The following is a 23,314-nucleotide window of genomic DNA, read 5'->3' on the forward strand; positions in this document are numbered from 1 at the left end:
GGCTTACTTACCGGGCGCCAGGGCGCGCAGGTTGTCGTCGAGGTTGCCGTCGATGAGCAGGTGCCGCGGGTCGATGCCGGCCTGAGCAGGCTTACGCGGCACCGTGATGGTAATGGTTTGCCGGCCCGCTTGGATGCGGTGCTTGCCGAGGTACAGTTGCTCGCCGCGCAGGTCGCCGGGCGCTGGGGCGTAGGCTCCTATTTCAACTACATCGTGCATGGGCAGCTGCTTTTCGGTGCCGGTTTGGCTTACGCTTAACTTGCGCGCCCGCACCCCAATGCTTACTTGCCACTTGCCGCCGGTTAGCGGCTTGGCCTCTACTCTTTCGGCCGCAAGCTCCCAAAAGGTGTTCTGGGCAAACAAATCGTGCAGCAGGTAGCGCAACGAATCGGGCGTGGCAGTCTGCAGCTCGCGGTATAGGTGCAAGGAGGTAGGCAGCGGCGCTTGGCCGCCGCGGTACTGCTTAAACAAGCGCTGCAAAGCCGCGTTTACCGGCGCAGGGCCCAGGTACTCGCGCAGGGCATACATGGCAAACGGCCCTTTGCGGTACACGCCAAAGTGGTCGGTTTCGCGCAGCAGCGGCACATCGGCCTCGGGGCGCGGACTGATGTACTCGCGCCGCATCATGCGCAGCAAGCGCCCTAGGTGCTCGGCGCCCAAGGTGCCTTCGACCACGCCCATGGCACTGTACCACGCCAAGCTTTCGGAAAGCACCGGGCCGCCTTCTACCATGGCCGGCACCACTTGGTTGCCCCACCATTGGTGCGCTACTTCGTGCGCCATCACAGCAAAGGGCAAGTCCAAGTCGCGGTCGTCGCGCTGGGGGTTCACGAAGGCAAAGCCCTCGGTGTAACGAATGGTGCCCGGGAACGAGGTTAGCCGCAAGCCGCTTGCCGCACTCGGCACCTCAATCAGGCGCAACTGCTGGTGCGGGTACGGCCCAAACTGCTTGGTGCAGTACGCCAACGACGCCTCCACGCTGCGCAGCAAGCGCCCTAGGTTTTGGGTATGGCCGGGGTGGTGCAGCACCTGGATTTGCACGTTGCGCCAGCGCGTTTCCTTCAGGGCGTAGCGTGCCGAAAACACCGCGTAGCCGTTGCGAATGGGCGCATCGGTGCGGTAATGGAAATAGCGGCGGCCGCCGGCTTGCCACGTGCGCAGCAGAGCACCCGGCGCCACGGCCGTTTGCTCGGGCGTGGTGCCCACAACGGTTTCCAAGGCAATGTGTTCGCGGCCGCGCACGTCGTGGCGGGCGGCACTGTCTTCGAGGGCCCGGGTGGCGGGGCGCGACGCCAAGCCGTGCTGCCGCCGCACGCCGGCGTTGCTTAGCTCGTGGGCGGGTTGGTAGCCCACCGAAGGCAGCCAGCTTTCTTCGAGGCAGGTGCCATTGGCTACTACTACGGAGCTGGCCCCGCGTGCGGCAAAGCCCCTAGGTGCCAATGCCTGCCGGAAGTGCATGCGCAGCGTATCGCCGGGTTGCAGCGCGGTGCGCAAGACGTAGATGCGGTAGCCCAACTCGTCGTCGGACAGGGCCAGCTTGGCGGGTTGGCCGAACTGCACCTTGCCCGGCGCTACTTCGGGATGAAACACCACGTGCACCGAGTCGATGGCGCGCGAGGTGGAATTGCGCAGCTGATAGCTGCCCTGCACATCGGCGGCTTGGCGCTCGGGGTACAGCTCTACCCGCAGCTTGGTAGCCAGCAGCACGGGTTGCGGGGCATTGCGGAAGCGCCCGTAGCGCCGCTCGTAAGTGGCTCGCTGGGCGGTTTGAGCGGCCCCCGATACGTAGGCCTGCTGCACGTAGGTGTGATAGAAGATGTACCCGCCAGCCCCCAGCACCAGGCCCACGCCGAGGGCAGGCAGCACCCAAGGCAAGCGCCGCCCCCGTTGCGCGGCTTGCTGCAGGCGGGCGCGCAACGGGGGCGGCGCTTGGCCGTGCGGCCACGCTACCAGGCCGGCCAACCCAATCAGCAAAGCCCAGCCGGCCCAATACAACTTGTACCAGCCCCAAGCACCTAGGGCGCTGCCAAAGCCGTTCATATCGGTGTAGCGCCAACCCAAGTCGGAGCCGAAAACCAGGAGTTGGTGCTCGAGGCCAAGATCGGCCGCGAATACCGTGCACAGGTAAAACAAGAAGACGAGCAGGTGCCCCACGTATTTGGCTTGCACCAAGGCGTGCCCGGCCAAGGCCACCGCCGCAAACAACAGGTAGTTGGCCAGGTGCAGCCCGAAGAGGATTTGCAGGTACAAGCCCAGCTCGAACGTAAAGTAATCTTGCTGGGCTTGCAGGGCTATGCCCGAGAGCATAATTACCGCTTGCAGCGCCAACAGCATCAGCCACAAGCCTAGCAGCTTGCCCACAAACAGCACCCACACCGGTACGGGGGTGGCATCGGTTATGGCACCTAGGCCGGCATCTCGCTCGCGCCACACCAGCTCGCCGGCGTACACGGTAACCAGGCCTACCACAAACACACCAATGGCGAAATGCCCCGACATTGCTGCCAAGCGCCCCGTTACGGGCAGGCTGGGCGTGCCCAATTCGCCCTCGAGCAACTCGGGACCCATGAGTTGCATGAGCACGAACACGGCCGGAAACACCAACCAGCTTTTGTTGCCCGCAATTGCCCGGAACGAATGGAGCGCCACGCGCCCCACTTGCCGCAACTGAGCGGCGCGGCCAAACGCCCGCGGCACGCGCGGCAACGCAACGGGCACACTCCACGGTTGCTCCGCGGCGGGTGCAGTACCTAGGGCTGGGGTGGTGCCGGCGACCCGGGCACGGCGCCCGCCCACGCTGTGGTGCGCAAACCGAAAGCGCAGGTGCGCCACGGCCAGGGCCAGCAGCCCCACGCCAAGCCACAGCAAACGGTTGGTAAGCATCGCGCCTTCGAGGGCAATAAGCTGGGTGTTTTTTTGCAGCGGCGTCCAGGCCCGCCACAGGGCACTCAGGGCAGTAAAGCCGGTTGGGTCGAGGTGTTTGCCGAGCGTCCAGTAACCCATAATATCGGCCACAAACTCGCGGCTGAAAAGCACAAGCAAGAAAAGCAGCACCGCCACCAAGTAGCTTACCACCGGCCGCCGGCTTAGCACGGCCGCCACAAACAGCAAGGCCGTGCTGATAAACGCGTTGGGTAGCGCAATTACAACAAACGGCCCTAGGTATGCCATCGGCTCGAAGGGCCCGATAAGCGCGCGCTCGAGGCCCAGCACATGCGTAGCCACCCACAGGGCCACCGGCACCGCCACCAAGCACATGCTGTTGAGAACAAACGCGGCCCCAAAACGCCCCACCAAGTAGGCAAAGCGGGTTTGCGGTGCGGTGTAGAGCAGCGGCGCCATGCGCGTTTGGGCGTCGCGGGTGGCGGCATCGGCGGCAATGGCCGCACTCACCAGCAAGTCCATTAGGCTGGCAATGATGGTGACGGAGCCGATGATAATGGGGGCGTTGAAGTAGATGCCTCCGCGCCGGGCATCGTCCACGAACCCTACGGACATCCAAAAAGCCAAACCCAGCAGCGCGAGCATATACACCCAAGTAGTGTAGCGCCGCAGCTGGTAGGCAAGCTCAAATTGCATTACTCCCCAGGTCTTCATGATGCAACCTCGAGTGTGGGGTGAGCCGCCAGCCGGCCACGGTGCCCGGCCATCACGCTGAAGTACACGTCTTCCAGATCGGGTTCGATAGCCTCGAACCCGTTACCTGGCTTGCCCTCGCTGTACACGTGCACCACGGTGCGCCCCGCCTGCAGCTTGGTGGATATGACGGCGTGCTCATGCATCAGCGTCGGCAGCTCGTCGCGGGCAATTATGCGCCGCCAAATGTGGCCGTGCAGCTCGGCAACTTCGCGCAGCGGTTCGCCCTCGAGCAGTATTTCGCCTTGGTTGATGATGGCCATGCGCGTGCACAGCTCGGCCACGTCTTCCACGATGTGGGTAGAAAGCAGCACCACGCTTTGCTCGCCCAGCTCGCTGAGCAGGTTCAGGAAACGCACCCGCTCGGCCGGGTCGAGGCCGGCTGTGGGCTCGTCCACAATCATCAACCTAGGGTTGCCGAGCAGGGCTACCGCCACACCAAAGCGCTGCTTCATGCCCCCCGAAAAGCCGCCCAGCTTTTGCCGGCGCACCTCCCACAGGTTGGTTTGCCGCAGCAGTGCTTCTACCACTTGGCGGCGGTCGGCGCGCCTGGCGATGCCCTCAAGCATGGCAAAGTAATCGAGCAGATCTTCGGCCGTCGATTTGGGGTACACGCCGAACTCCTGGGGCAGGTAGCCCAGCGTGCGGCGCAGCGCTTCTTTCTGACGCCGCACATCAATGTCGCCGAGGCTGATTTCGCCCGCGTCGGGTTGCTGCAGGCCAGCCAGTATGCGCATGAGCGTGCTTTTGCCCGCTCCGTTCGGGCCGAGCAAGCCGTACATGCCCGGCGGAATGGTGAGCGACACATTGCGCAAGGCTTGCTTGCCGTTGGCGTAGGTTTTGGAAACGTTGCGGATAGTTAAGTCCATGCGGATTGCCCGTTGAGTGTTGCACCTGAGCGTGCCTGCCGCGGCAAGTGGCGCACTCGGTGTAAGGCAAGGTTAGGCAACCCCGCAGCCAGCCAGAATTAAATGTGATGGAACCCGCAAAAGATGGGACGAACCACTCGCCAGCCCGTGCAAATTCTGCCTAGGTGTGGCTAGGCCCAAAGCAAAAAGCCGGCTGCTAATGCTAGCAGCCGGCTTTTTGCTTTGGCTATTACTGAGTGCTTACTTACCTGCGCCCAAAGCAGCCAGTACCGTGCGCAGGCCTTGCTCCGCATCGTTGCCGAGGTGGACGCGCAGCGTACGGCGGTTGTAGTTCTGCAGCGCCTCCAAATCGCCCTGGGCTTGGGCGTTTTTGAACGTGCCGAAGGTGTACGAGCGGCCGGGCAGCTGCAGGTCCTGCGGGTGGTCGACGGTGAACTGCACGAACAAGCCCGTGTCGGGGCCGCCTTTGTGGTATTGGCCCGTGGAGTGCAAAAAGCGCGGACCGTAACCCGAGGTAGTGGCAATGTGGTGCTGTTGCTGCACCTGGGCGCGCAGTTGTTGCAGGCTCTCGTTCAGGGCGGGCGTTTCGGTTAGGTACGCCTGAATGTTGAGGAAGTCGCCGGCTTTGGCCTGGCCGAAAAAGGCAGTTAGCAGTTCGGCCGCGTTGCCGCCGCTTACCTGGGTGTAGTAGGTAACGCCGTTTTCCTGCACTTTGGGCTCCTCGGTTTGGGGCAGCTTGCCTTGCTCCTGCACCACCTTCATGAGGCGGTCGGTAGCGGTTTTGCTTTCCTGCACGTTGGGCTGATCGAAGGGGTTGATTTCGAGCACCGCGCTGGCTACGGCCGTGGCCACCTCCCAGCGGAAAAACTCCTGCCCTAGGTCGAGCGGGTCGTTCATCAGGATGGTGATAACCGGGTGGCCGGCCTGCTCGAGGCGCTCCAGCTTTTGGCGGTTTTCTGCGTCGGGCTGGTTGCGGTAACCCACGTACACGAACACGCGGTCGTGGCCGTACAACGCCGGCTCGCCGGCCGGTTCGCCGGCTACCGGCAAAATGCCTTTGCCTTCTTTGCCGGTGCTTTCGGCAATCAGTTGCTCCAGCCACAGCCCTAGGTCGCTCAACGACTGGGGCACGATGAGGGTGAGCTTGTCGCGGCCTTGCTGGGCCAGCACACCTAGGGCCACGCCCAGCTCCAGGCCGGGGTTGTGCTCCACGTTGCCGTTGCTGCCGCAGGCCTGCATCATGGCCACGGAGCGCTCCAGCACCTCGCGGATGTTGATGCCGTACAGCGCAGCCGGTACCAACCCGAAGTACGACAAGGCCGAGAAACGGCCGCCCACCTCGGCAAAGTTCAGGAAGATGCGGCGGTAGCCTTCGTGCGTGGCCTGCTCCACAAACTTGGAGCCCGGGTCGGTAATGGCCACAAAGTTCTCGCCCACCTTATCGCCCTTCAGCTGCCGCACGCGGTCGTAGAAGTAGTCGCCGAAAGCCAGCGGCTCGGCCGTAGTGCCCGATTTGCTGGCCACGATAAACAGCGTATCGGCCAGCGGCACCGATTCCTCAATCTGACGCACCGTGCCGGGGTCGGTGGTATCGAGCACCGACATGGGCAAGCCGTTCGGGGTTTGCTCGAACGACGACTTGAACACGATGGGCGCCATGGTGCTGCCGCCCATGCCCATTACCACCACGTGCTTAAAACCGGCCTGCTTAACTTCCTGCACAAACTGCTCGATTTCGGGCACGGCCTCCAGCATGGTTTCGGCCACGCGCAGCCAGCCCATAAAGCTGCGCAGGTTTTGCTGCGCCTGGGCATCCTGCACCCACAGGGAGGCTTCTTTGTTCCAGAAACCTTGGGTAAAGTTCTTGGCGTTGAACTCCTGAATCTTTGCGTCGATGTCGGCCTGGTAGCGGCCTAGGTGCAAGGTGGCAGCGGGCACTACCGCAGCGGGGTTGGCTGGCTGGTTTTGGTTTGCCATTAGGTCTGTCGTATTAGCTGATGATGAACGTCGGGAACTGTACCGCTGAGAGCAGCAGCGCACGGGCGGCAAACCGGCTGTTGGTTTGCGGAGCGCCGCCCGAAACGGCGAATATCTACGTTCCGGCGCAATGCCAGTATACCCGCACTCGCATTCCGGCCTAGGTACTGCGCGTTATGCGCTTAGCAAACAGCTGTTTACCACAGCCAAGTTAGCCTGCGCAAAATTTAGCCGGTACCCAGCGGCGGGTGCGTTTCTGGCAAAGCAGCCCGCGCCGGGCAGCACCTGTTTGGGCACTGCCCGGCGCGGGCTGCTGGGTTGGGCATAAGCGCGGGCTTAGCGGCCGAAGTCGTCCTGCACCCGCACAATGTCGTCTTCGTTCGAGGGGTTGGTGGCGTCGGTGTGCTGCCAAATTTCGGCTACCACGCCCCAGTCGTCGAGGCCTACCAAGCGGTGCCGCTCGCCTTGCTTTAGGGTTATTTGCTCGCCGGGGCCGTAGGTTTTGGCTGGCGCTTCGGCATCGGTGAGGCTGGTGGCTATGCCCACCGGGCCTTCCACCACGCGCCAGATTTCGGCGCGGCGGTGGTGGTACTGCCACGATAATCGCTTGTGCGGCGCCACCAACAACATTTTGGGGCTCAGCTTGCCGGCAATCTTCAGCTCATCCACCGGCAGCCCGGCGAAGTAGGTGTCGGCAAACTCCTGGGCCTGCGCCTCGTCGATAACGAAGAACCCTCCCCACGGCCGGCCTGGGTCGTGCGCCACAATTGTGAAACCCCGCTCCTGAAGCTGGCTGGCAATTTCCTCGAAGAGCATTTCCTGGTGAGTGACGGTGGAGTTCATAGCAGAGGCGAAATTTAGTTGTGGCGGATGGAGCAAGTTGGGCCGCGCACCGGCGCTTCCCAAAACGCAAGCGGCCGAGCCCAACAATTGAATCTACCAAAAAAATCTTAGCTAGATCAAATTATTCACCTTTTCGTTTCGCGGCAATTCGCAAACTTACTGCGGCGCTGCCCTCGGTAGGCTACAAGCCACAAAGCAGCACCTAGGGCCCGTGCGTGCTTTGCAGGGCCGGTGCCACTACACGCAAGCCAAGATAGCGGCTGCCCGCGGTGCCAAAGGTGCACGTAGCAAGTTAGTGCCGGCGCTTGGTCTGCCACCGCCGGGCCGCACTGGTGCCGGGCGGGCAGGCGCGCAAGCAACCCAATAGGCTTGGCGCGGCTGCTTCGGTTTGTTCTATTTTCGGGCAAACAGCAATTAGCAGCAACAGAATGCATTAGCGGCACAATTGTTGAGCTTGCAGCCCGGCGCGGTTACCCTTCCGCGCGTATGAAAATTCCATTGTTCAAAGCCTCGTGGCCATGCTGCGGGGCTTTTTTGGCTGATTCAGGAACTGGTTTGCGGCGGCGGCTGTTGCGCGCCCAACCTACCAGCCGCCTATGATTTCAACTCAACTCACCGCCATGGGTTTTGTACCAACCAAGCACGTGAAGGCCGGCGGCGCGCGGCCGGCGGGCGTGCAGTACGAACGCAAAGGCCCCTTCGAGCCGATGTGCGTGTTTGTAGCCCTCGACGAAACCTTTGCCGAAATTGTGCTGGGTCCGGGCCAGCGCCCGCGCGTGTACGGCCGGGGGCGTTTCAGCACGGCCGAAGACCTGGGCAACTTCCTGCGGCTGCACGCTAACTAAACGGCACGGCTTTGTGGCGAGCGGGCCGCCCCTAGGTAGGGGCGGCCCGCTCGCCGTTTGGCAGGGGTGCAGCGGCGCAACGGGCGCGGTCTTTCGGTGTCAGTGGCTCAGTCATACCGCCCGACGTGGTAGATTCGGGCTTCCGCACACCTCCTCTCCTTCTTTCTCTATGACGCGTTCTTTTGCCTTCGGCAAATGGCTGTTGGCTTTTCCGCTACTTGGCGCGGCCCTAGGTAGCTGCAGCCCCTCGGGCGGCTCGGGCACGGCCCAAACCGACATCCTGCAAAGCAGCCTCGACACCACCGTTCACCCCGGCGACGACTTTTTCACCTACGCCAACGGCGGCTGGCTGAAGCGCCACCCCATTCCGAATTCGGAAAGCTCGTGGGGCATTGGCCGCGAGGTGCAAAACGAGGTGTACGCCCGCTTGCGCGCCCTGAGCGAAGAGGCCGCCAAAGCCAATGCCGCACCAGGCAGCAATCAGCAGAAGATTGGCGACTTCTACGCCACCGGCATGGATTCGGCGCGTATAGAGCAGCAAGGCATTGCGCCGCTGAAGCCCGAGCTCGACCGCATTGCCGCCATCCGTACGCCGCAAGAGGTAATGGCCACCGTGGCGCACCTGCAGCCCCTAGGTGTAAATGCCCTGATGGGCATGTACGTAACGCAGGATGCCAAAAACAGCGAGAAAATGGCGCTGTACCTGTATCAGGGCGGCCTAGGCTTGCCCAACCGCGACTACTACTTCAACACGGACAAGCGCACGGCGGGCATCCGGCAGCAGTACGGGCACCACGTGGCGCGCATGTTTCAGCTGCTGGGGCAGGACTCGGTTACGGCCCGCCAGAACAGCAACCGCGTGGTGCGGCTGGAAACGGCTTTGGCTAAGTCGTCGCGCAAGCTCGAAGACCTGCGCGACCCCTACGCCAACTACAACAAACTGGCAGTGGCCGACCTAGGCAAGCTGGCTAGCAACGTGGAGTGGCGCGCCGTGCTCAACCAAATGGAGCTGCAGAAGGCCGACACCGTGATTGTGGGCCAGCCCGAGTTTTACCGCACGGCCGGGCAGCTGCTGAAAACCGCATCGGTGGACGACTGGAAGGCCTACCTGCAGTGGCATGTGGTGCACACCTTCGCGCCCAACCTCAGCAGCAACTTCGACAACGAGAACTTCCGCTTCTACGGCACGGTGCTGCAGGGCAGCAAGCAGCAGCGCCCCCGCTGGAAGCGCGTGCTCGACCGCGAAGAAGACGCCATGGGCGAAATGCTGGGTCAGCTGTTCGTGAAGGAATACTTCCGGCCCGAAACCAAACAGCGCTACGAGAAGCTCGTCGAAAACGTAACGGCGTCGTTCCGCGAGCATATTCAGCAGCTCGATTGGATGAGCGACTCGACCAAGCAAAAAGCCTTGGTGAAGCTGAGCAAGATCACCAAGAAGGTAGGCTACCCCGATAAATGGAAGGACTACTCCTCGCTAAAGGTCGACCGCAGCTCGTACGTGCAAAACGTGATGCGCGCCAACCAGTGGGCCTACCGCTACCGCGTAAACAAGCTGGGCCGCCCCGTCGACCGCACCGAGTGGGACATGACGCCCCAGACCTACAACGCCTACTACAACCCCTCGAACAACGAGATTGTGTTGCCGGCGGCCATCTTCGCCATACCGGGCCTGAAGGACGAAGACGCCGACGACGCCACCATTTACGGCTACGCCGGAGCCAGCACCATCGGCCACGAGCTTACCCACGGTTTCGACGACGAAGGCAGCCAGTACGACGAAAAAGGCAACTTGCGCAACTGGTGGACGAAGCAAGACCGCGCCGAGTTTAAGAAGCGCGTAAACCAGATTGTGCGCCAGTTCAACGGCTACACCGTGCTCGATTCGTTGCGCATCAACGGCAAGGCCACGGCCGGCGAAAACATTGCCGACTTGGGCGGCATCGTCATTGCCTACGACGCCTTCAAGAAAACCGAGCAGTACAAAAAAGGCGAAAAGCTGGCGGGCCTCACGCCCACGCAGCGCTACTTGTTGGGCTACGCCCTAGGTTGGCAAAGCCACCAACGCCCCGAGGACCTGGCCCAGCGCATTATGACGGACGTGCACTCGCCGGCGCAATACCGCGTAAACGGCCCCATGGCCGATGTGCCCGCGTTCTACGAGGCCTTTAAGGTGCAGCCCACGCACAAGCTGTTTCGGCCCGATAGCGCCCGCGTGCGCATTTGGTAAGCCGGCCGCAACCCAAGCTACTTAACTTGCTTAAATGCCCGTTGGCCCCGCGCCGCGGGCATTTTTGTTGGCGGCCCTAGGTGGCCAAACCCCAAAGCAAGCCGTGGGCAACCAGCCGCCGCGTTGTAGGTTTGGGGTTGTAGCCCGCCCCCTTCCAGTTATGCACTCCGCTGCCCCTGCGCCCCACCACCTAGCCGCTGCTCCGGATTCGGTAAGTATTATTATTCCGGCGTACCAGGAGGCCGAGGCCATTGGCCCGTTGGTGCACTACCTGCGCCAGGCCTGCGGCGAGCAAGCCGGCGTGGAAATTATTGTGGCCGATGGGCAAAGCCCCGACGCCACGGCCGCCGTGGCCGAAGCCGCCGGAGCGCGCGTGCTCGTTTGCCCGCGCAAGGGCCGCGCCGCCCAAATGAACCACGGCGCCAGCGCAGCCCAAGGGCAAACCCTGTACTTTTTGCACGCCGACAGCTACCCACCGCCGGGCTTCCTGGCCGACATCCGGCGGGCAGTGCAGCAGGGCTACGGCAGCGGCTGCTACCGCCTCGCCTTCGACCACCCGCACTGGTTTTTGCGGGCCAGTGCGTGGTTTACCCGCTTCGATTGGGACGCGGTGCGCTTCGGCGACCAAAGCCTGTTTGTGCGGCGTGCGGTGTTCGAGCAAGCCGGCGGATTTCGCGAGGAAATGATTGTGCTCGAAGACCAGGAAATCATCGGGCGGCTGCGGCGCTTCGGGCGGTTTGCCCTATTGCCGGGCCGCGTAACCACCTCGGCCCGCAAGTACCTCGAAAACGGCGTTTTCCGGCTGCAGAGTATCTTTTTTATCATCTGCCTGCTGTACCGTTTGGGCGTATCGCAGCCCAACCTCAAGCGCGTGTACCGCGCCCTGATTCGGCAAAACAAAATCTGACCTAGGGGCGCGGGCGACACCGCTCGGCAACGCCCGCGCCCCTAGGTCAGTTGAGCCACATGGAGCACACCATCCGGAAGCGGTGCGGGGCAAAACCATTGAAGTGGGGCGCCGAAGCGCTAAACCCCAGAATGTAAATCATTTGGGCGCCGGTTTTGGCATCTTGCACCAGGCGCACGGGGTACACCGAGCCCTCGGTGGGCCAGTCGCCCTCGTGCTGGGGCGGGCGGCCGGAGGCATCGGTGCAACGGGCGTAATCCAAAACAGGACTGCGCTGAATGGCGTCGGTCCAGGATAAGTTTGCGTGTGGGAATGACATGCGGCAGGTGCGTTAGGGATGGAACGTAGAACGGCCGCGGCGGCCGCGGCCGGCATTGTTTTCCGTGCTCCTCAGCAAAACAGCGCGGGCGGTGCCCGGGCTGCGTTGCCGCACTGGGCAGGCATGGGGTAATACGTAGGTAAGTGGCATTAAGGCTTGCCGCAGCCCACTAATCCGTCTATAATTCTGATAACCAGAATGTAGCAAAACCAACCACCAATCCGGCAGCCCCCGCCGCGTTGCGCGCAACACCCGCCAAAAACAACCCGACCGGACTCCTAAGCAGAATCCGGTCGGGTTGTTTGTGCGGCGGGGCTAGGCTTAGAGCGTGGCGCGCAACCAGCGGCGCTGGGTGCGGCGCCAAGGCCGGGCCGCCAAAACAGGGAAGCTAAGGATGGTTTTCATGGCTTGGGGTAGGGTTTGGAGCGGGTTGATACGTGGGGGCGGCCAGGAGCGCACGCGGCCTTACAGCGCGGCGCGCAGGTAGCGGCGGGTGGCGCGGCGCCAGGGGCGGGCGGCAGTGCGGAGGGTTTGGGCAGTTTTCATAGCGGTACAGGGTTGAAGAGTGCGAAATAACAGTGGGCGCGTGCGGCTATCAGCGGCCGCAAAGCGCGGAGTTGCGGGGAGTTGCCGGGTTTATCCGAACCCGCGTCTCGCCCGTGGCCCGCAGGGCCGGCAAGGGGCGGCGTTGGGGTTGGCTGGTGCTGCGGAGGGCGCGGTGCGTGTTCATTTTTGTGCCGGTTGTGTGTGTTCCTGACTAGTATTAGCCAATGGCCGTGCCAAACTTGTAAAACATTGTTTTACAGCTATTTATAAGCTATTTTGATTTAACTAGATTCACAAAATGTGTCCGAAATCGAACACGGTGTTCGGTACTGCAACACCCCGCCTGCTGCCGCAGAAATAATTATTGCGGCGCACCTAGGTTGCGGCGGCGCTGGGTGCTAGAAAGTGCAAAAAGCCGGAGCCGCCGATCTGTATCAAGATCGGCGGCTCCGGCGTTGGGGCACCGCTTGCGTGCCCTAGGTGCGGCGGCGTGGCATCAGGCCGGGGTAGCGGGCACGGGGCTTTTGGCAACAGGGGCGCTGGGCACCGGAGCGCCGGTGGCGCTAGCCAGGCCAATGGAAAAGGCCGTGCGGCCGTTGGGCTGCGTGGCCAGGCTAAACGGAAAGCCGTGGTGCAGCAAAATGTCGCGAATCATGGTGAGGCCAATGCCCTGGCCGTCGCGCTTCGTGCTGAAGAAGGGCGTAAACAAGTGCGGCTGCACTTCGGCGGGTATGCCGGGGCCGTCGTTCTCGATGACTACCGCGGGCGGCTGCGCGCTGGTGCGCACCCACAGGTGGCCGTCGTGGTCGATGGCTTCGAGGGCGTTTTTGCAGATGTTCAGCAGGGCCTGCTCCATTTGCTGCGCATCGAGAGCCACGTACAACGGGCCGGGCGCCAGCTCCCAGTGCCACTTAATGTTGCGCTTCTCGCTTTGCACTTGCAACAGGCGGCACGTGGCTTTCAGCAGCTCATGCACGTCGGTGGGGCGCGGGGTGGGCGCGGGCAGCCGCACCAGGTTGGCAAAGCTGGCAATAAAGTTGGCCAGGTGCGTATTGCGGTTTACCGATACATCCAGGGCTTCCTCAAAATCGGGGCGGTCGTCTTCGGCCAACTGCGGGGCATAGTACCGGAACGACTGCAGAATGGAGTTGACGGCGCCGATGGAGTTGTTTATCTCGTGCGACATCATCCGGATGAGCTTTTCGTAGGCTTGCTTTTCCTGCCGAATGAGCTCTTGCGTCAGCTCTTCCAGCAAAATAAAGTAGCGTGTAAAACCCCGGTCGAGGAAGTGCGAGGTGCTGGCCCGGTACGTTTGCATGCCCGAAAGCTGCACCACCTGCGGCTGCCCGGCCTGCAGCGCACCTAGGGCGCGGCCCCACTCGCCGGGCAGCTCGGCGGGCCGTCTGCCCAGCAGCTCGGCCGGAGGCAGCTGCAGGCAGCGCTCGGCCGCCGGGTTCAGCGACTCAATAGTGCCGTCGAAGCTCAGCAGCAGAATGCCCGCCGGCGAAGCCGCAATCAGCCGCTCCAACAGGTAGCTTTTTTCGTGCTGCGTGATGCGCTCCTGCCGCAACTCGTCGATCATGGTGTTGTAGGTGTCAATCAGCTGATCCATTTCCGTTTGGCCCACGGGCAAAAACTTCATGGTGAAATCGCGCGAGCGAATGGCCTGCGTGCCGGCCGCAATCAGGTTGAGGGGCCGCACAAAGCCACGGTACAGTTGAACGCTGATCCAGGCCGTAACGACCAACAGCCCCTCGGTGACAAAAAACAGCCAGGTTTTGGAGGCCAGAAACTGAACCGCCAGCACCGCAATGGCTACCTGAACCAGCGTAACGAACAGAATGTACTTGGCGCGTAAGCTCATGCGGAGTGGTTGAGAGGCGCTGCGGTGCGCCGTAAAATCGTATCAGCTGTCAGGCTGCCCCGTCGATCCTCGCAACGGTCATGCCGAGCGCAGTCGAGACACATCTGGCGTGCTGACGGTAGATAGCATTGTCATCCTGACGAAGGAAGGACCTTATCACGTTAGGACCTCAAACGTGCCTCCTGCGGGGCAAGCCTCTCTACAAGACAGGTAAGCGGTTTGCACCTAATGTCAGCACCCCAGATGTCTCGCTCTGCTCGACATGACAACACGATCGGGCGAGATGCCTCGACGGGGCTTGGCGTTACGTTCTTACTTCCTGGTTCAACGTCAGCAACGAACGGGCGCGTGCAACGCGCCCCTACTGAGCGTGGTCGAAGGGGATGTTAAATTTTTCGAGGCGGCGGTACAGGGCGCCGCGGCTCAGGCCCAGGGCTTTGGCCACGCGCGAGAGGTTGCCGGCATAAAAATCCACGGTTTTGCGGATCATCTGAGCCTCCATCTCGTCGAGCGTCATCAAGCCTACTTCGGGCAGGGCGCCGGGCTCCGCAGCCTTGGTGCTGCGCTGCGCCTGCGCCTGAAACTCCTCGGGCCCGAGCTCATCCTTGCCGCTTACCAGCACGGCGCGCTCCACCAGGTTTTTCAGCTCCCGAATGTTGCCGGGCAAGGGCTGCTCGCGCAGCCAGTGCAGGGCGCGGGTGTTCACCTTCAGGGCCGGGCGGTTGTAGGCCGTGCGCAGGTTGTTCACAAAGTGCTGGGCCAGCAGCGGCACGTCGTCGGGCCGCTCGCGCAGGGCGGGCAGGCGCACCGTAATTAGGTTGATGCGGTAAAACAAATCCTCGCGGAAGCGGCCTTCGCGCACTTCCTGGGCCAGGTCGCGGTTGGTGGCGCAGATGACGCGGATGTCCAGGGAGCGGCTGCGCGAATCGCCGAGCACCTCGTAGGTACGGTCTTGCAGCACGCGCAGCAGCTTCACCTGCGAGCCCATGTCCAGCTCGCCAATTTCGTCGAGGAAAATGGTGCCGCCGTTGGCCATTTCGAAGCGGCCCTGGCGGTCGGCTTTGGCATCGGTGAAGGCGCCGCGGCGGTGGCCGAACATCTCGCTCTCGAACAACGAGGCCGAAATGCCGCCTAGGTTTACCTTCACAAAGGGCTTGTTGCGGCGGTGCGAGTTCAGGTGAATGGCCTCGGCAATGAGTTCCTTGCCCGTGCCCGATTCGCCCTCGATGAGCACCGAGGCATCGGTGGCGGCTACTTGCCCTACGCTGCGCAGCACCTGCAGCAGCTGGGCATCCTGGCCCACAATGTTCTTGAAGTTGTACTGCCGATCGAGCTGGCGGCGCGTGGGGCTCACTTCGTCGTCGGGGTGCGCGGCGTGGGCCTCGGCCAAACTGATGACGGTACGGATGGTTTGCAGCAGCGAGTCGTTGTTCCAGGGCTTGGTTACGAACTCGGCCGCGCCGGCCTTCATGCCCTCCACAGCCAGCGAAATGGAGCCCCACCCCGTGATAAGAATTACAGGCACCTGCGGCGCTACCTCTTTAACCTGACCTAGGAGGCGCAGGCCGTCCTCGCCGGTGGTGGCCATGGAGTAGTTCATGTCCATGAGCGCCAGCTCGGGCGGCGTTTCGCGCACCACGCGCAGGGCTTCTTCGGGGGTGCCCACGGCCTTGGTGGCGTAGCCGGCTTGCTTCAGCAGCAGCCCCAGCGAGGTGCGCACGGCTATGTCGTCGTCGACAATAAGTATCATGGGAATGGCTGTTGAGAGAGAAGCGAAGGACGGAAATTCGGGCCGGAAAGCGAAGCCGCGCCGCAAAAACGACAACTCCCCTGCTCAAACGAGGAGGGGTGCCCGCAGGGCGGGGTGGTTGATAGTCGTTGGCACGATACTACCTAGGGCAATTTGGCCGTCATGTGGAACTTCAAAACGGTCATGTCGAGCAACCAGCCTGTCTTGTCGAGACATCTCGCGTGCCGACGCTCGAGAATAATTACTGTCCGGCGAGATGTCTCGACAAGCTCGACATGACGGGCTATTGGTTGAGGTTGCTATCTGACGCGAGGCCAACCACCCCAGCGGCAGCTGAAGCTGCCGCGTCCCCTCCTCAGCTGAGGAGGGGAGCTTGCTGGGCGGCTACTCTTCGCGCAGGGCTACGGCGGGCTGAATGGCAGCAGCCAGGCGGCTGGGCTGCCAGGCGCAAATGGCCGTGAGCAGGTAAATGATGCCCGTGGCCATCAGCATAGCCAACAAGTACACGCGCACCGGCACCTCGAAAGCAACGAGCAGCGGAAACTGCACCGCCAACACCAGCCCCAGCGCCACGCCCAGCGAGGTAAGCACCAGCATTTCGGTTAAAAACTGCGAGCTGATGTCGGAGCCCGTGGCGCCCAACGCGCGGCGCAGGCCCACCTCGGCGCGGCGTTGGCTGATGTTGTACCACAACACCCCAAACAGACCTAGGGCCACGTTGATAATCAGGAACAACCCTACCACCGACAAAGCCACAATGGGTGCCACCGTTACCTTCAGCTTGTCGACGCGGTCGGCCTCCAGGGTGTACACCTCGGTGCTCCATTTGCGCGTTACGCCGGCCACGGTTTTCACGATCTTTTGCTGCAGCTCGGCGCCTTGGCCGGGGGCTACGCGCACGAGCACGGCGGCGCCCTCCCACTGCGTGGTATCGTGGGGCACGAGGCGCATCCACATGCTGGGGCTCACGTCGCTGAACTCGCTGTGCACGCGCACGTCTTCCACCACGCCCACCACCTGGTAATGTTCTTTGGCGGGGTCGCCGTAGCGGGCATCGGGGCGCACCACCTGGCCCAGCGCCGCCTTGGTGGTACCAAAGAGTTTTTCGCTCATGTTGCGCGTAATCACGGCGGGGCGGTGCGTGGCCGCGTCGTCGGTGCTCCGGAACCAGCGGCCCTCGAGCAGCTGCAGGCCCATGGTGGCCGCATAGTGGTCGTCGGCGTCGTAACGGTCTACGCTCTCCATTTTTACCTTGTTTTCGGCCACAAAGTCGCCGTTCATCGTGATAAAGCGGAAGGGCGTGTTGGGGCTGGTTAAGGTAAGCTCCTGCACGCCGGGCAACGCCCGCACTTGGCGCAGCACATCGTCGAGCACGGGGCGGGGCATTTTTTCGCCTTGGCCGGCGGCAATATTCAGGCGCCACACCTGCTCGTGGCGGAAGCCCGGCGGCAGCAGGTAGTTGTGGCCTACCGTAACGAGCACCACCCCGACGGCAAATAGCACGATAAACGAAAGGAAAATTTCGCTGAGCAGCAGCACATTGGTGCGCTTGCGGTTCCAGATCAGGCGTAGCAGATGACGAAACATGGCCGGGAGGAGGGTTGTCAGGGGTAGGTAGTCAGTTGTGAGTTGGTGGCAGCGGAGCACGGCCGGGTTGGGCCGGCGCCGCTGCCCACGGTCCTTTTCGGCTTGCTTATTTGGGGCCGCTGCCACTGCCGCGCAGGGCATCCACCGGGTTTAGGCGGGCCATTTTCCAGGCGGGGTACACGCCGCTCATCAGCCCGAAAATTACCGTCAGACCTAGGCCCATCGCGAAGGCCCGCCAGCTCAGCCCGAAGTGCGAATGGGCAATAAACTGCGACTCGTTGAGCAGCTGCAGCACGCCCGCCGCCAAGGCCAGCCCGAGCAGCCCGCCCAAGGCCGTGAGCACCAGGTTTTCGGTCAGGAACTGCCCTACCAGCACCGAGCGCGAAGCGCCAAAGGCTTTGCGCACCCCTATTTCGCCGGCGCGCTCCATAATGCGCGTCACGTTCAGGTTCACGAGGTTCAGGGCGGGCAACAGCATGAACAGCAGTGCCAGCACGCTGCACCCCGTCAGGAACAGGGCCATGCCGTCGTCGTCGGACTCCTGGTTGCCGGTAAACTGCCGCACCACGCTGGCCAGGGCGGGGTCGGCGTGCGCGTACAGCTTGTCGTAGCGGGCGGGGTCGGGCAGCGGCACGCGCCGCATCATCTGCTCAAACTCTTGGCGCACGGCTGGCACGGCCGCCGTTGAGGGCGCCAGCAGAATAACAAAGTACTGGCCGTCGTAGCGCTTGTCCTCGATGCTGCTTGCGTTGAGGGTGTAGGGCAGCCACACATCGGCGCTGGTGTACAGCCGAATGGCCGGTACATCGGGCACTACGCCCGTTACGCGGTAGCGGTGCGGGCCGATTTCGAGCGTGCGCCCGGCGGCACCTTTTTCTGTGCCGAAAAACGAGCGCGCCGTGCGCCGGCTGATCACGCACACGCGGGCTTTCTGGTCGATTTCGGCGGCGCTGTAGGTGCGGCCCTCGAGGAAATCGAAATCCATTACGCGCCAGAAATTGTGGTCGGTGTGGCGCACACTCAGCGTAAGGGTTTTGTTGCCGGCAAAAGCGGTAGCGTTGCTGCCAAGCGACGCCATCGCCACGGTTTCGGGCGTCTTCATCGAGCGCACGTACGTGTCGACGAAGTGGGCGCTGGCGGGCGTGTTGCTGTAGCCGCCGTCCTTGAAGCGCTGGCAGAGCAGGTTCACGAACAGCATGCGGTCCATGTGCTTTTCGGGCTTGTGCGAGCCGTTAAAGTGGTCGATGGCGGCCACCAGCACGAGCATCACCATCAGGGTGAAGCTGATGCCAAACAGGCTGATGAAGGTGAAGAACTTGCGGCGCAAGAGCACCTTCCAGGCAATTTTCAGGTAGCTAAGCAGCATAAATCGTGGGGGCAGAAGAAGGTTGGGGGGTAACCTGAAGCGCGGGCATGGCTGCCGGGCGGGCCGCGGGCCGCTCCGGCCTAGGGGGCGCGGCCGGCCGCGCGCGGGCCGTGAGGTCGTAGAGGCCGGCGCCGGCCATTAGCAGCAGCAGGGCGGCCATCAGTAGCGCCGCGGCTTGCAGTACCCGTTTCATGGCAGTTGGGGGCCAGAGCCGTTAGTTTACTTGGCTGCCGTCGAAGAAGCGGATGACCCGCTCCGTTTTCAGGGCCATGTTCTCGTCGTGCGTTACCATCACAATGGTGGTGCCCTCTTCGCGGTGCAGGCTCAGCAGCAGGTCCATGATTTCCTCGCCCATCACCGAGTCGAGGTTGCCGGTAGGTTCGTCGGCTAGGATAATTTCGGGGGCGCCGGCCAAGGCGCGGGCAATGGCCACGCGCTGGCGCTGCCCGCCCGATAGCTGCGACGGAAAGTGCTTGGTGCGGGCGCTCAGGCCCACTTTCTCGAGGGCCGCGAGGGCGCGCTGGCGGCGCTCTTTGCCGCCCATGCCCGCGCGGTACAGCAGCGGCAGCTCCACGTTATCGAGCACCGAGAGGTCGTTGATCAGGTGGAAGCTCTGGAAGATGAACCCAATTTTGTGGTTGCGCAGCTTGGCCAGCTCCTTGTCGGAGTAGCTGGTTACGGCCCGCCCGCCTATCTCGATGGTGCCGCTGGTGGGCTCGTCGAGCAGGCCCATCAGGCTCAGCAGCGTTGACTTTCCGCAACCCGACGGCCCCATAATAGACACGAACTCGCCCCGGTTAATCGTTAGGTTTACGCGGTTCAGCGCCACCGTCTCGATGGTATCGGTTTGGTACACCTTCTCCACGTCGGCGAGCTTGATCATGGGCGTGTTTTTCAACGACGTGGCGGCGCGCGGGCCGGTGGCGAGCGAGGGGCTTTGGGTCAGGGTCGGTTCCATGGGCGGTCGGGGTTTGTTTTCAGTAAGTTGCGCCGGTGTGCTGTCCGGTTTTGTGCAGCAGCAAAGCGGGTTCCCATCACAGAAGCCAAGCGGCGTGCCAATTGCAAAAGTTGTTGTTTATCAGCTTATTACCCCAACATCCCTTCATCAGCCCAACCAAAATATTGTCCGGAACCGGACACGGTGTTCGGAAATGAAGCCCCTGGTGTGCGCCGGTGGCCATTGGCCGGCAAGCCAACCGCTTGCCCTTATCCGCGTACAGTACCAGATTGCCCTTTGATGTATGCCCACGACTACCATGAGCCCCGATAAAGCCTTAGTGGAAGAGGTTCATACTTTTCTGCAGGCCGAACACCTGAACGCCCTAGGTACCGCCCTCGACGAGGACCCCGGCACCATTGCGCGCACGTTTGCCGAGGTGCTGCCGCTGGTGGTAAGTGCCCTGGCGGGGCGCGCGCGCCAGCCCAACGGCCCCGAGGTTATCCGAACGCTAACCCAGCAAGCCCACCAGCACGCAGCCCTGCAGCAGCTGAGCACCGCCGGCCGGCAGCCCTGGCACGGCCGCGGCGTAACCCTGATGCAAGGCTTGCTTGGCGACGCCTACGCCGGCTCGGCTACGGCCATTGCCGCCCGCCACGGCCTGTCCGCTGCCGAGTTCGAGCACCTGCTCGATGTAGCGGTGGCCGCCGTGCTGGGTACTTTGGGCAAACACGCAGCCGAGCACCAGCTAACCGCCGACGCATTAAGCGCGTGGCTGCAACGCCAACCAGCTGGCCCCCGCCTACCCACCCAGCCGCACGCAATGGCGGCCGTGGCCGAGCCCATCGACCGGCCCGTGGTGGGGCCAACGCCCAGCCCTGCCCCCGCGGCACAGGGGCAACCGGCAGCGGCGTCGCAGCTGCCACCCGCCCCTGCCGATGGCACCTGGGGCAGCGTGGGCGGCGGCATTACGTTTACGCCCACCCTTACCGGCGTGCGGCGGCGCAAACGCCCTAAGTGGCAGTGGGCGCTGCTGCTGCTGCCGGCGCTGGGCCTGGGCTTTGGCTTTGGGTACCGCTCCAAGCTGGTGCCCGCGCCGGTGCCGGCGGCAGTGCCCGCTCCGGTAGCGGCCCCCGAGGCCAGCGCACCGCGCCCGGTGCCCACGGCCAGCTCGTATCCGCCCTCGTACCCAGCCGGCTACTACGATGTGCTCACGGATACCTACATCCGCGAAACTGGCCCGCAGCTGCTGCTTACCTTGGCCGATGGCAACACGCTGAGCGTTGGCACCAACTCCACGGAGTACCAGCTCTACCGTTTCCTGTCCGATCCGCGCAGGCAGCCCAACACCGTCAGCCCGGCCCTGGGTTGGATCAACCTCGACCGCGTGTACTTCGAGCCGAACCGCGCAACGCTTACCGACGACTCGCGCGCGCAGCTGCGCAACGTGGCCAAAATCCTGAAAGTGTTTCCGGAAGCCCACCTGCAACTGGGCGGCTACACCGATGGCACCGGCAACCCCAGCGCCAACCTCCGGCTTAGCCAACAGCGCGCCAGCGAGGCCCGGCGCACTTTGGTGCAGCTGGGCGTGGAGCCCCAGCGCCTGCGGGCCGAAGGCTTCGGGGCCAATTACTTTATTGCCTCCAACGCCGGCGCCGTGGGCCGGGCTCTCAACCGCCGCCTGAGCGTGCGCGTCATCAGCAAGACCGGCGCAGCAGGCTTGCCGCCCAATATGCAACCGCCTGCCGCCAAGCTGCCGGCCTCGGCAAGCAATACCGCCAACCGCAACCTAGGCGCCGCGGCCGAGCAGCGCCCAAGCTCCGCCGAACAACGCCGCAAACGCAAACGCACCGCCGCCCAGCCGCGCACCAAAGCCGGCTTGTGGTTGCAAAACCTAGGGCAGTGCCTGCAAGGCAAGCGCGTAGCCGAGTGGGAGAAAAAACGCTAATCGCGCCCGTGCGCAACGGCCCGCCGCTCGGCTTTGAGCGGCGGGCCGTTGCGCACGGGCGATGGTGCTGCCGCTTGGCCCATGCCTGCGGTGCACCTAGGGCTTAGTTAGTGGCCGCCAGCAAGGGTTGCTGCCGCTCAAAATCGTAGAGCGTGAGGGTGCGCAGTTGGTAGTAGGCCACCCACGAGGCGCGCAGCGCGGCAATGTAAGCGCGCTTGGCGCGGTCTTTTTCGCTTTGGGCAATGTTGAGGTCGGTAAGCGAAATGCGGCCTACTTGGTAGGTAGCGCGGGCAATGCTATAGCGGCGCTGGGCCAGCGAATCGGCGCGGGCAGCCAGGGCTAGTTGCTGCTCCAGCGCGCCCAGTTGCGCCGCCTGCGACAGCACCGATTGCTCGAAGGTCATCTGCTCCTGCTCCACGGTTACTTTGGCCTGCTGGCGGGCCAGCTCGGCGGTTTTTACGGTGGCGCGCGTCTTGCCCCAGTCCACAATCGGCATCGAGAAACCTAGGCGCAGCTGCTGCTGGTCGTTGGGGTTGATGTAGCTGGTGCGAAACTGCTCGCCGCTGCTGGCCAAGCCAAACGAGGCCGTAAGGCTGGCCTGAAAACCGGTGGTGCCTTTGGCCTGCGCCACGTTGCGGTCGGCCTCGAGCAGGCGCCGCTGAAACATCAGCGACTCGCGGCGGTACTGCCGCGCTTGGGTTAAAGCTGCTTCGGGCGCTACCTCCAGCTTGGGCGCGGCGGCGGGTACATCGAGCGAGGCCGCGGCGTCTACCGTCAGGCCGGTGTAGCCTTTCAGCTGCACGGCGGCGTTCTGGGCATCTACGTTGGCTTGCACCTCGGCTTGTTGGGCGTTCAGCAAATTCAGCTCGAGCAGCAGCAAGTCGTTTTCCGACAGCCTACCTAGGCGGTGCCGCTCGCGGCCCATGCGCAGCATGTCTTCGCTTACCTGGCGGTTTTGGCGTGCAATGCCGGCGTTTACTTGCTGCAGCAGCACATCGAAGTACAGCTCGGTGGCGCGGCGGGCAATGGTTTCGCGCTCCTCCACGTACTGCCGCTGCGACTCCTCGTAGCGCAACGGCTCGATGCGCTTGTTCCAGCCCAAGGCGTTGAAGCCACCTAGGGGCTGCACCAGCCCCACGGCCACCGGGTTGCTGTTGTAGAGGCGCTGGCCCCTGCCCTCAAAATTATCGAAGCGCTGCAGCGTAGAGCCCACCGTAATGCGCCCGCCCGTGAGGCCGATGCCCTGGCTGAGGGTGGTGGCCAAATACGAGTTGTTGATGCGCACGTAGCGAAAGTCGGTGGTGCCATCGGGCTGCGTTACGGGCGTAATGGTGCGGCTGTAGTTGGGCAATACGCCCTCCAACGCCAACTGCGGCTTGTAATCGGCCCGAAACGAGCGGTACTGCCACAAGCTGGTTTCGCGGTTGGTTACGGCCTGCTTCGCCACCGACGACTGACCTAGGGTAAGCTCAATTACCTGCGGCAGCGTAAGGGCCGGCTGCGCGGGCGCGGCGGGTTGCGCCCAGGCAATCGACATGGTCAGCAGCACCAACACTACGGTGGCGCCCAGCATCAGCAACCACAGCCGCAAGACCTCCAGCACAAAGGGTAGATTTAGTCGGTTCATAGCTCAGAAAGGCAGGGTCGGGAAGAATTGGCAAAGGGTATTGAGCGGCCGCAAGGTGTTGCGCCG

General features: G+C 63.2%; 16 protein-coding genes. 4 read left to right on the top strand and 12 right to left on the bottom strand.

The genetic code is table 11. From position 1 onward, the window contains the following. Positions 1-3: 3 nt before the first annotated feature. The 4 genes from D3Y59_RS11295 to D3Y59_RS11310 form a co-directional block, all read right to left on the bottom strand. Entirely contained in the window at positions 4-3,597 is a 3,594-nt protein-coding gene (locus D3Y59_RS11295) for an ABC transporter permease/M1 family aminopeptidase (protein WP_119445148.1), read from the bottom strand. Then, positions 3,594-4,505 (bottom strand): ABC transporter ATP-binding protein, encoded by a 912-nt coding sequence (locus D3Y59_RS11300; RefSeq protein ID WP_119445149.1) that lies wholly within the window; start codon positions 4,503-4,505, stop codon positions 3,594-3,596. The genes D3Y59_RS11295 and D3Y59_RS11300 overlap by 4 nt, the downstream gene beginning before the upstream one ends. A gap of 240 nt (positions 4,506-4,745) precedes the next feature. Then, positions 4,746-6,482 (bottom strand): hypothetical protein, encoded by a 1,737-nt coding sequence (locus D3Y59_RS11305; protein WP_119445150.1) that lies wholly within the window; start codon positions 6,480-6,482, stop codon positions 4,746-4,748. A 336-nt stretch (positions 6,483-6,818) separates the two neighbouring features. Continuing rightward, the gene (locus D3Y59_RS11310; RefSeq protein ID WP_119445151.1) at positions 6,819-7,325 is read right to left on the bottom strand and encodes a cupin domain-containing protein; all 507 of its coding nucleotides are present in this window, start codon (positions 7,323-7,325) and stop codon (positions 6,819-6,821) included. Positions 7,326-7,921: 596 nt separating this feature from the next. Between D3Y59_RS11310 and D3Y59_RS11315 the strand changes: the two genes are divergently transcribed. The 3 genes from D3Y59_RS11315 (at position 7,922) to D3Y59_RS11325 (ending at position 11,304) form a co-directional block, all read left to right on the top strand. Continuing rightward, positions 7,922-8,170 carry a hypothetical protein gene (locus D3Y59_RS11315; RefSeq protein WP_119445152.1) on the top strand — a complete coding sequence of 83 codons (249 nt, stop codon included), beginning with the start codon at positions 7,922-7,924 and terminating at the stop codon, positions 8,168-8,170. Positions 8,171-8,339: 169 nt separating this feature from the next. After that, positions 8,340-10,397, top strand: coding sequence for a M13 family metallopeptidase (locus tag D3Y59_RS11320; RefSeq protein ID WP_119445153.1), 2,058 nt, complete (start codon positions 8,340-8,342; stop codon positions 10,395-10,397). A gap of 160 nt (positions 10,398-10,557) precedes the next feature. After that, the gene (locus D3Y59_RS11325) at positions 10,558-11,304 is read left to right on the top strand and encodes a TIGR04283 family arsenosugar biosynthesis glycosyltransferase (RefSeq protein WP_119445154.1); all 747 of its coding nucleotides are present in this window, start codon (positions 10,558-10,560) and stop codon (positions 11,302-11,304) included. 46 nt (positions 11,305-11,350) lie between these two features. Here the strand turns inward: D3Y59_RS11325 and D3Y59_RS11330 are convergent, their stop codons facing one another. The 7 genes from D3Y59_RS11330 to D3Y59_RS11360 all read right to left on the bottom strand — a co-directional run bounded on the left by D3Y59_RS11330 (position 11,351) and on the right by D3Y59_RS11360 (position 19,619). Then, positions 11,351-11,623, bottom strand: coding sequence for a hypothetical protein (locus D3Y59_RS11330; protein WP_162910704.1), 273 nt, complete (start codon positions 11,621-11,623; stop codon positions 11,351-11,353). Between the two features lie 1,042 nt (positions 11,624-12,665). Next, the gene (locus D3Y59_RS11335) at positions 12,666-14,033 is read right to left on the bottom strand and encodes a sensor histidine kinase (protein ID WP_119445156.1); all 1,368 of its coding nucleotides are present in this window, start codon (positions 14,031-14,033) and stop codon (positions 12,666-12,668) included. A 361-nt stretch (positions 14,034-14,394) separates the two neighbouring features. Continuing rightward, positions 14,395-15,783 (bottom strand): sigma-54-dependent transcriptional regulator, encoded by a 1,389-nt coding sequence (locus tag D3Y59_RS11340; RefSeq protein WP_119445157.1) that lies wholly within the window; start codon positions 15,781-15,783, stop codon positions 14,395-14,397. Positions 15,784-16,167: 384 nt separating this feature from the next. Beyond that, positions 16,168-17,370, bottom strand: coding sequence for an ABC transporter permease (locus tag D3Y59_RS11345; protein WP_162910705.1), 1,203 nt, complete (start codon positions 17,368-17,370; stop codon positions 16,168-16,170). Between the two features lie 106 nt (positions 17,371-17,476). Further along, the gene (locus D3Y59_RS11350; protein WP_119445159.1) at positions 17,477-18,736 is read right to left on the bottom strand and encodes an ABC transporter permease; all 1,260 of its coding nucleotides are present in this window, start codon (positions 18,734-18,736) and stop codon (positions 17,477-17,479) included. Beyond that, positions 18,726-18,929 carry a hypothetical protein gene (locus D3Y59_RS11355; protein WP_119445160.1) on the bottom strand — a complete coding sequence of 68 codons (204 nt, stop codon included), beginning with the start codon at positions 18,927-18,929 and terminating at the stop codon, positions 18,726-18,728. The genes D3Y59_RS11350 and D3Y59_RS11355 overlap by 11 nt, the downstream gene beginning before the upstream one ends. 21 nt (positions 18,930-18,950) lie before the next feature. Next, positions 18,951-19,619 carry an ABC transporter ATP-binding protein gene (locus D3Y59_RS11360; RefSeq protein WP_119446437.1) on the bottom strand — a complete coding sequence of 223 codons (669 nt, stop codon included), beginning with the start codon at positions 19,617-19,619 and terminating at the stop codon, positions 18,951-18,953. Positions 19,620-19,977: 358 nt separating this feature from the next. Here D3Y59_RS11360 and D3Y59_RS11365 point away from each other — a divergent pair, with 358 nt between their 5' ends. Further along, positions 19,978-21,621, top strand: a complete 1,644-nt coding sequence (locus D3Y59_RS11365; RefSeq protein ID WP_119445161.1) for an OmpA family protein — start codon at positions 19,978-19,980, stop codon at positions 21,619-21,621. A gap of 103 nt (positions 21,622-21,724) precedes the next feature. Here the strand turns inward: D3Y59_RS11365 and D3Y59_RS11370 are convergent, their stop codons facing one another. Further along, positions 21,725-23,248 (bottom strand): TolC family protein, encoded by a 1,524-nt coding sequence (locus D3Y59_RS11370; RefSeq protein WP_119445162.1) that lies wholly within the window; start codon positions 23,246-23,248, stop codon positions 21,725-21,727. Between the last annotated feature and the right edge of the window lie 66 nt (positions 23,249-23,314).

The organism is Hymenobacter oligotrophus (assembly GCF_003574965.1).
In the GTDB taxonomy this organism is placed as follows: Bacteria; Bacteroidota; Bacteroidia; order Cytophagales; family Hymenobacteraceae; genus Solirubrum; species Solirubrum oligotrophum.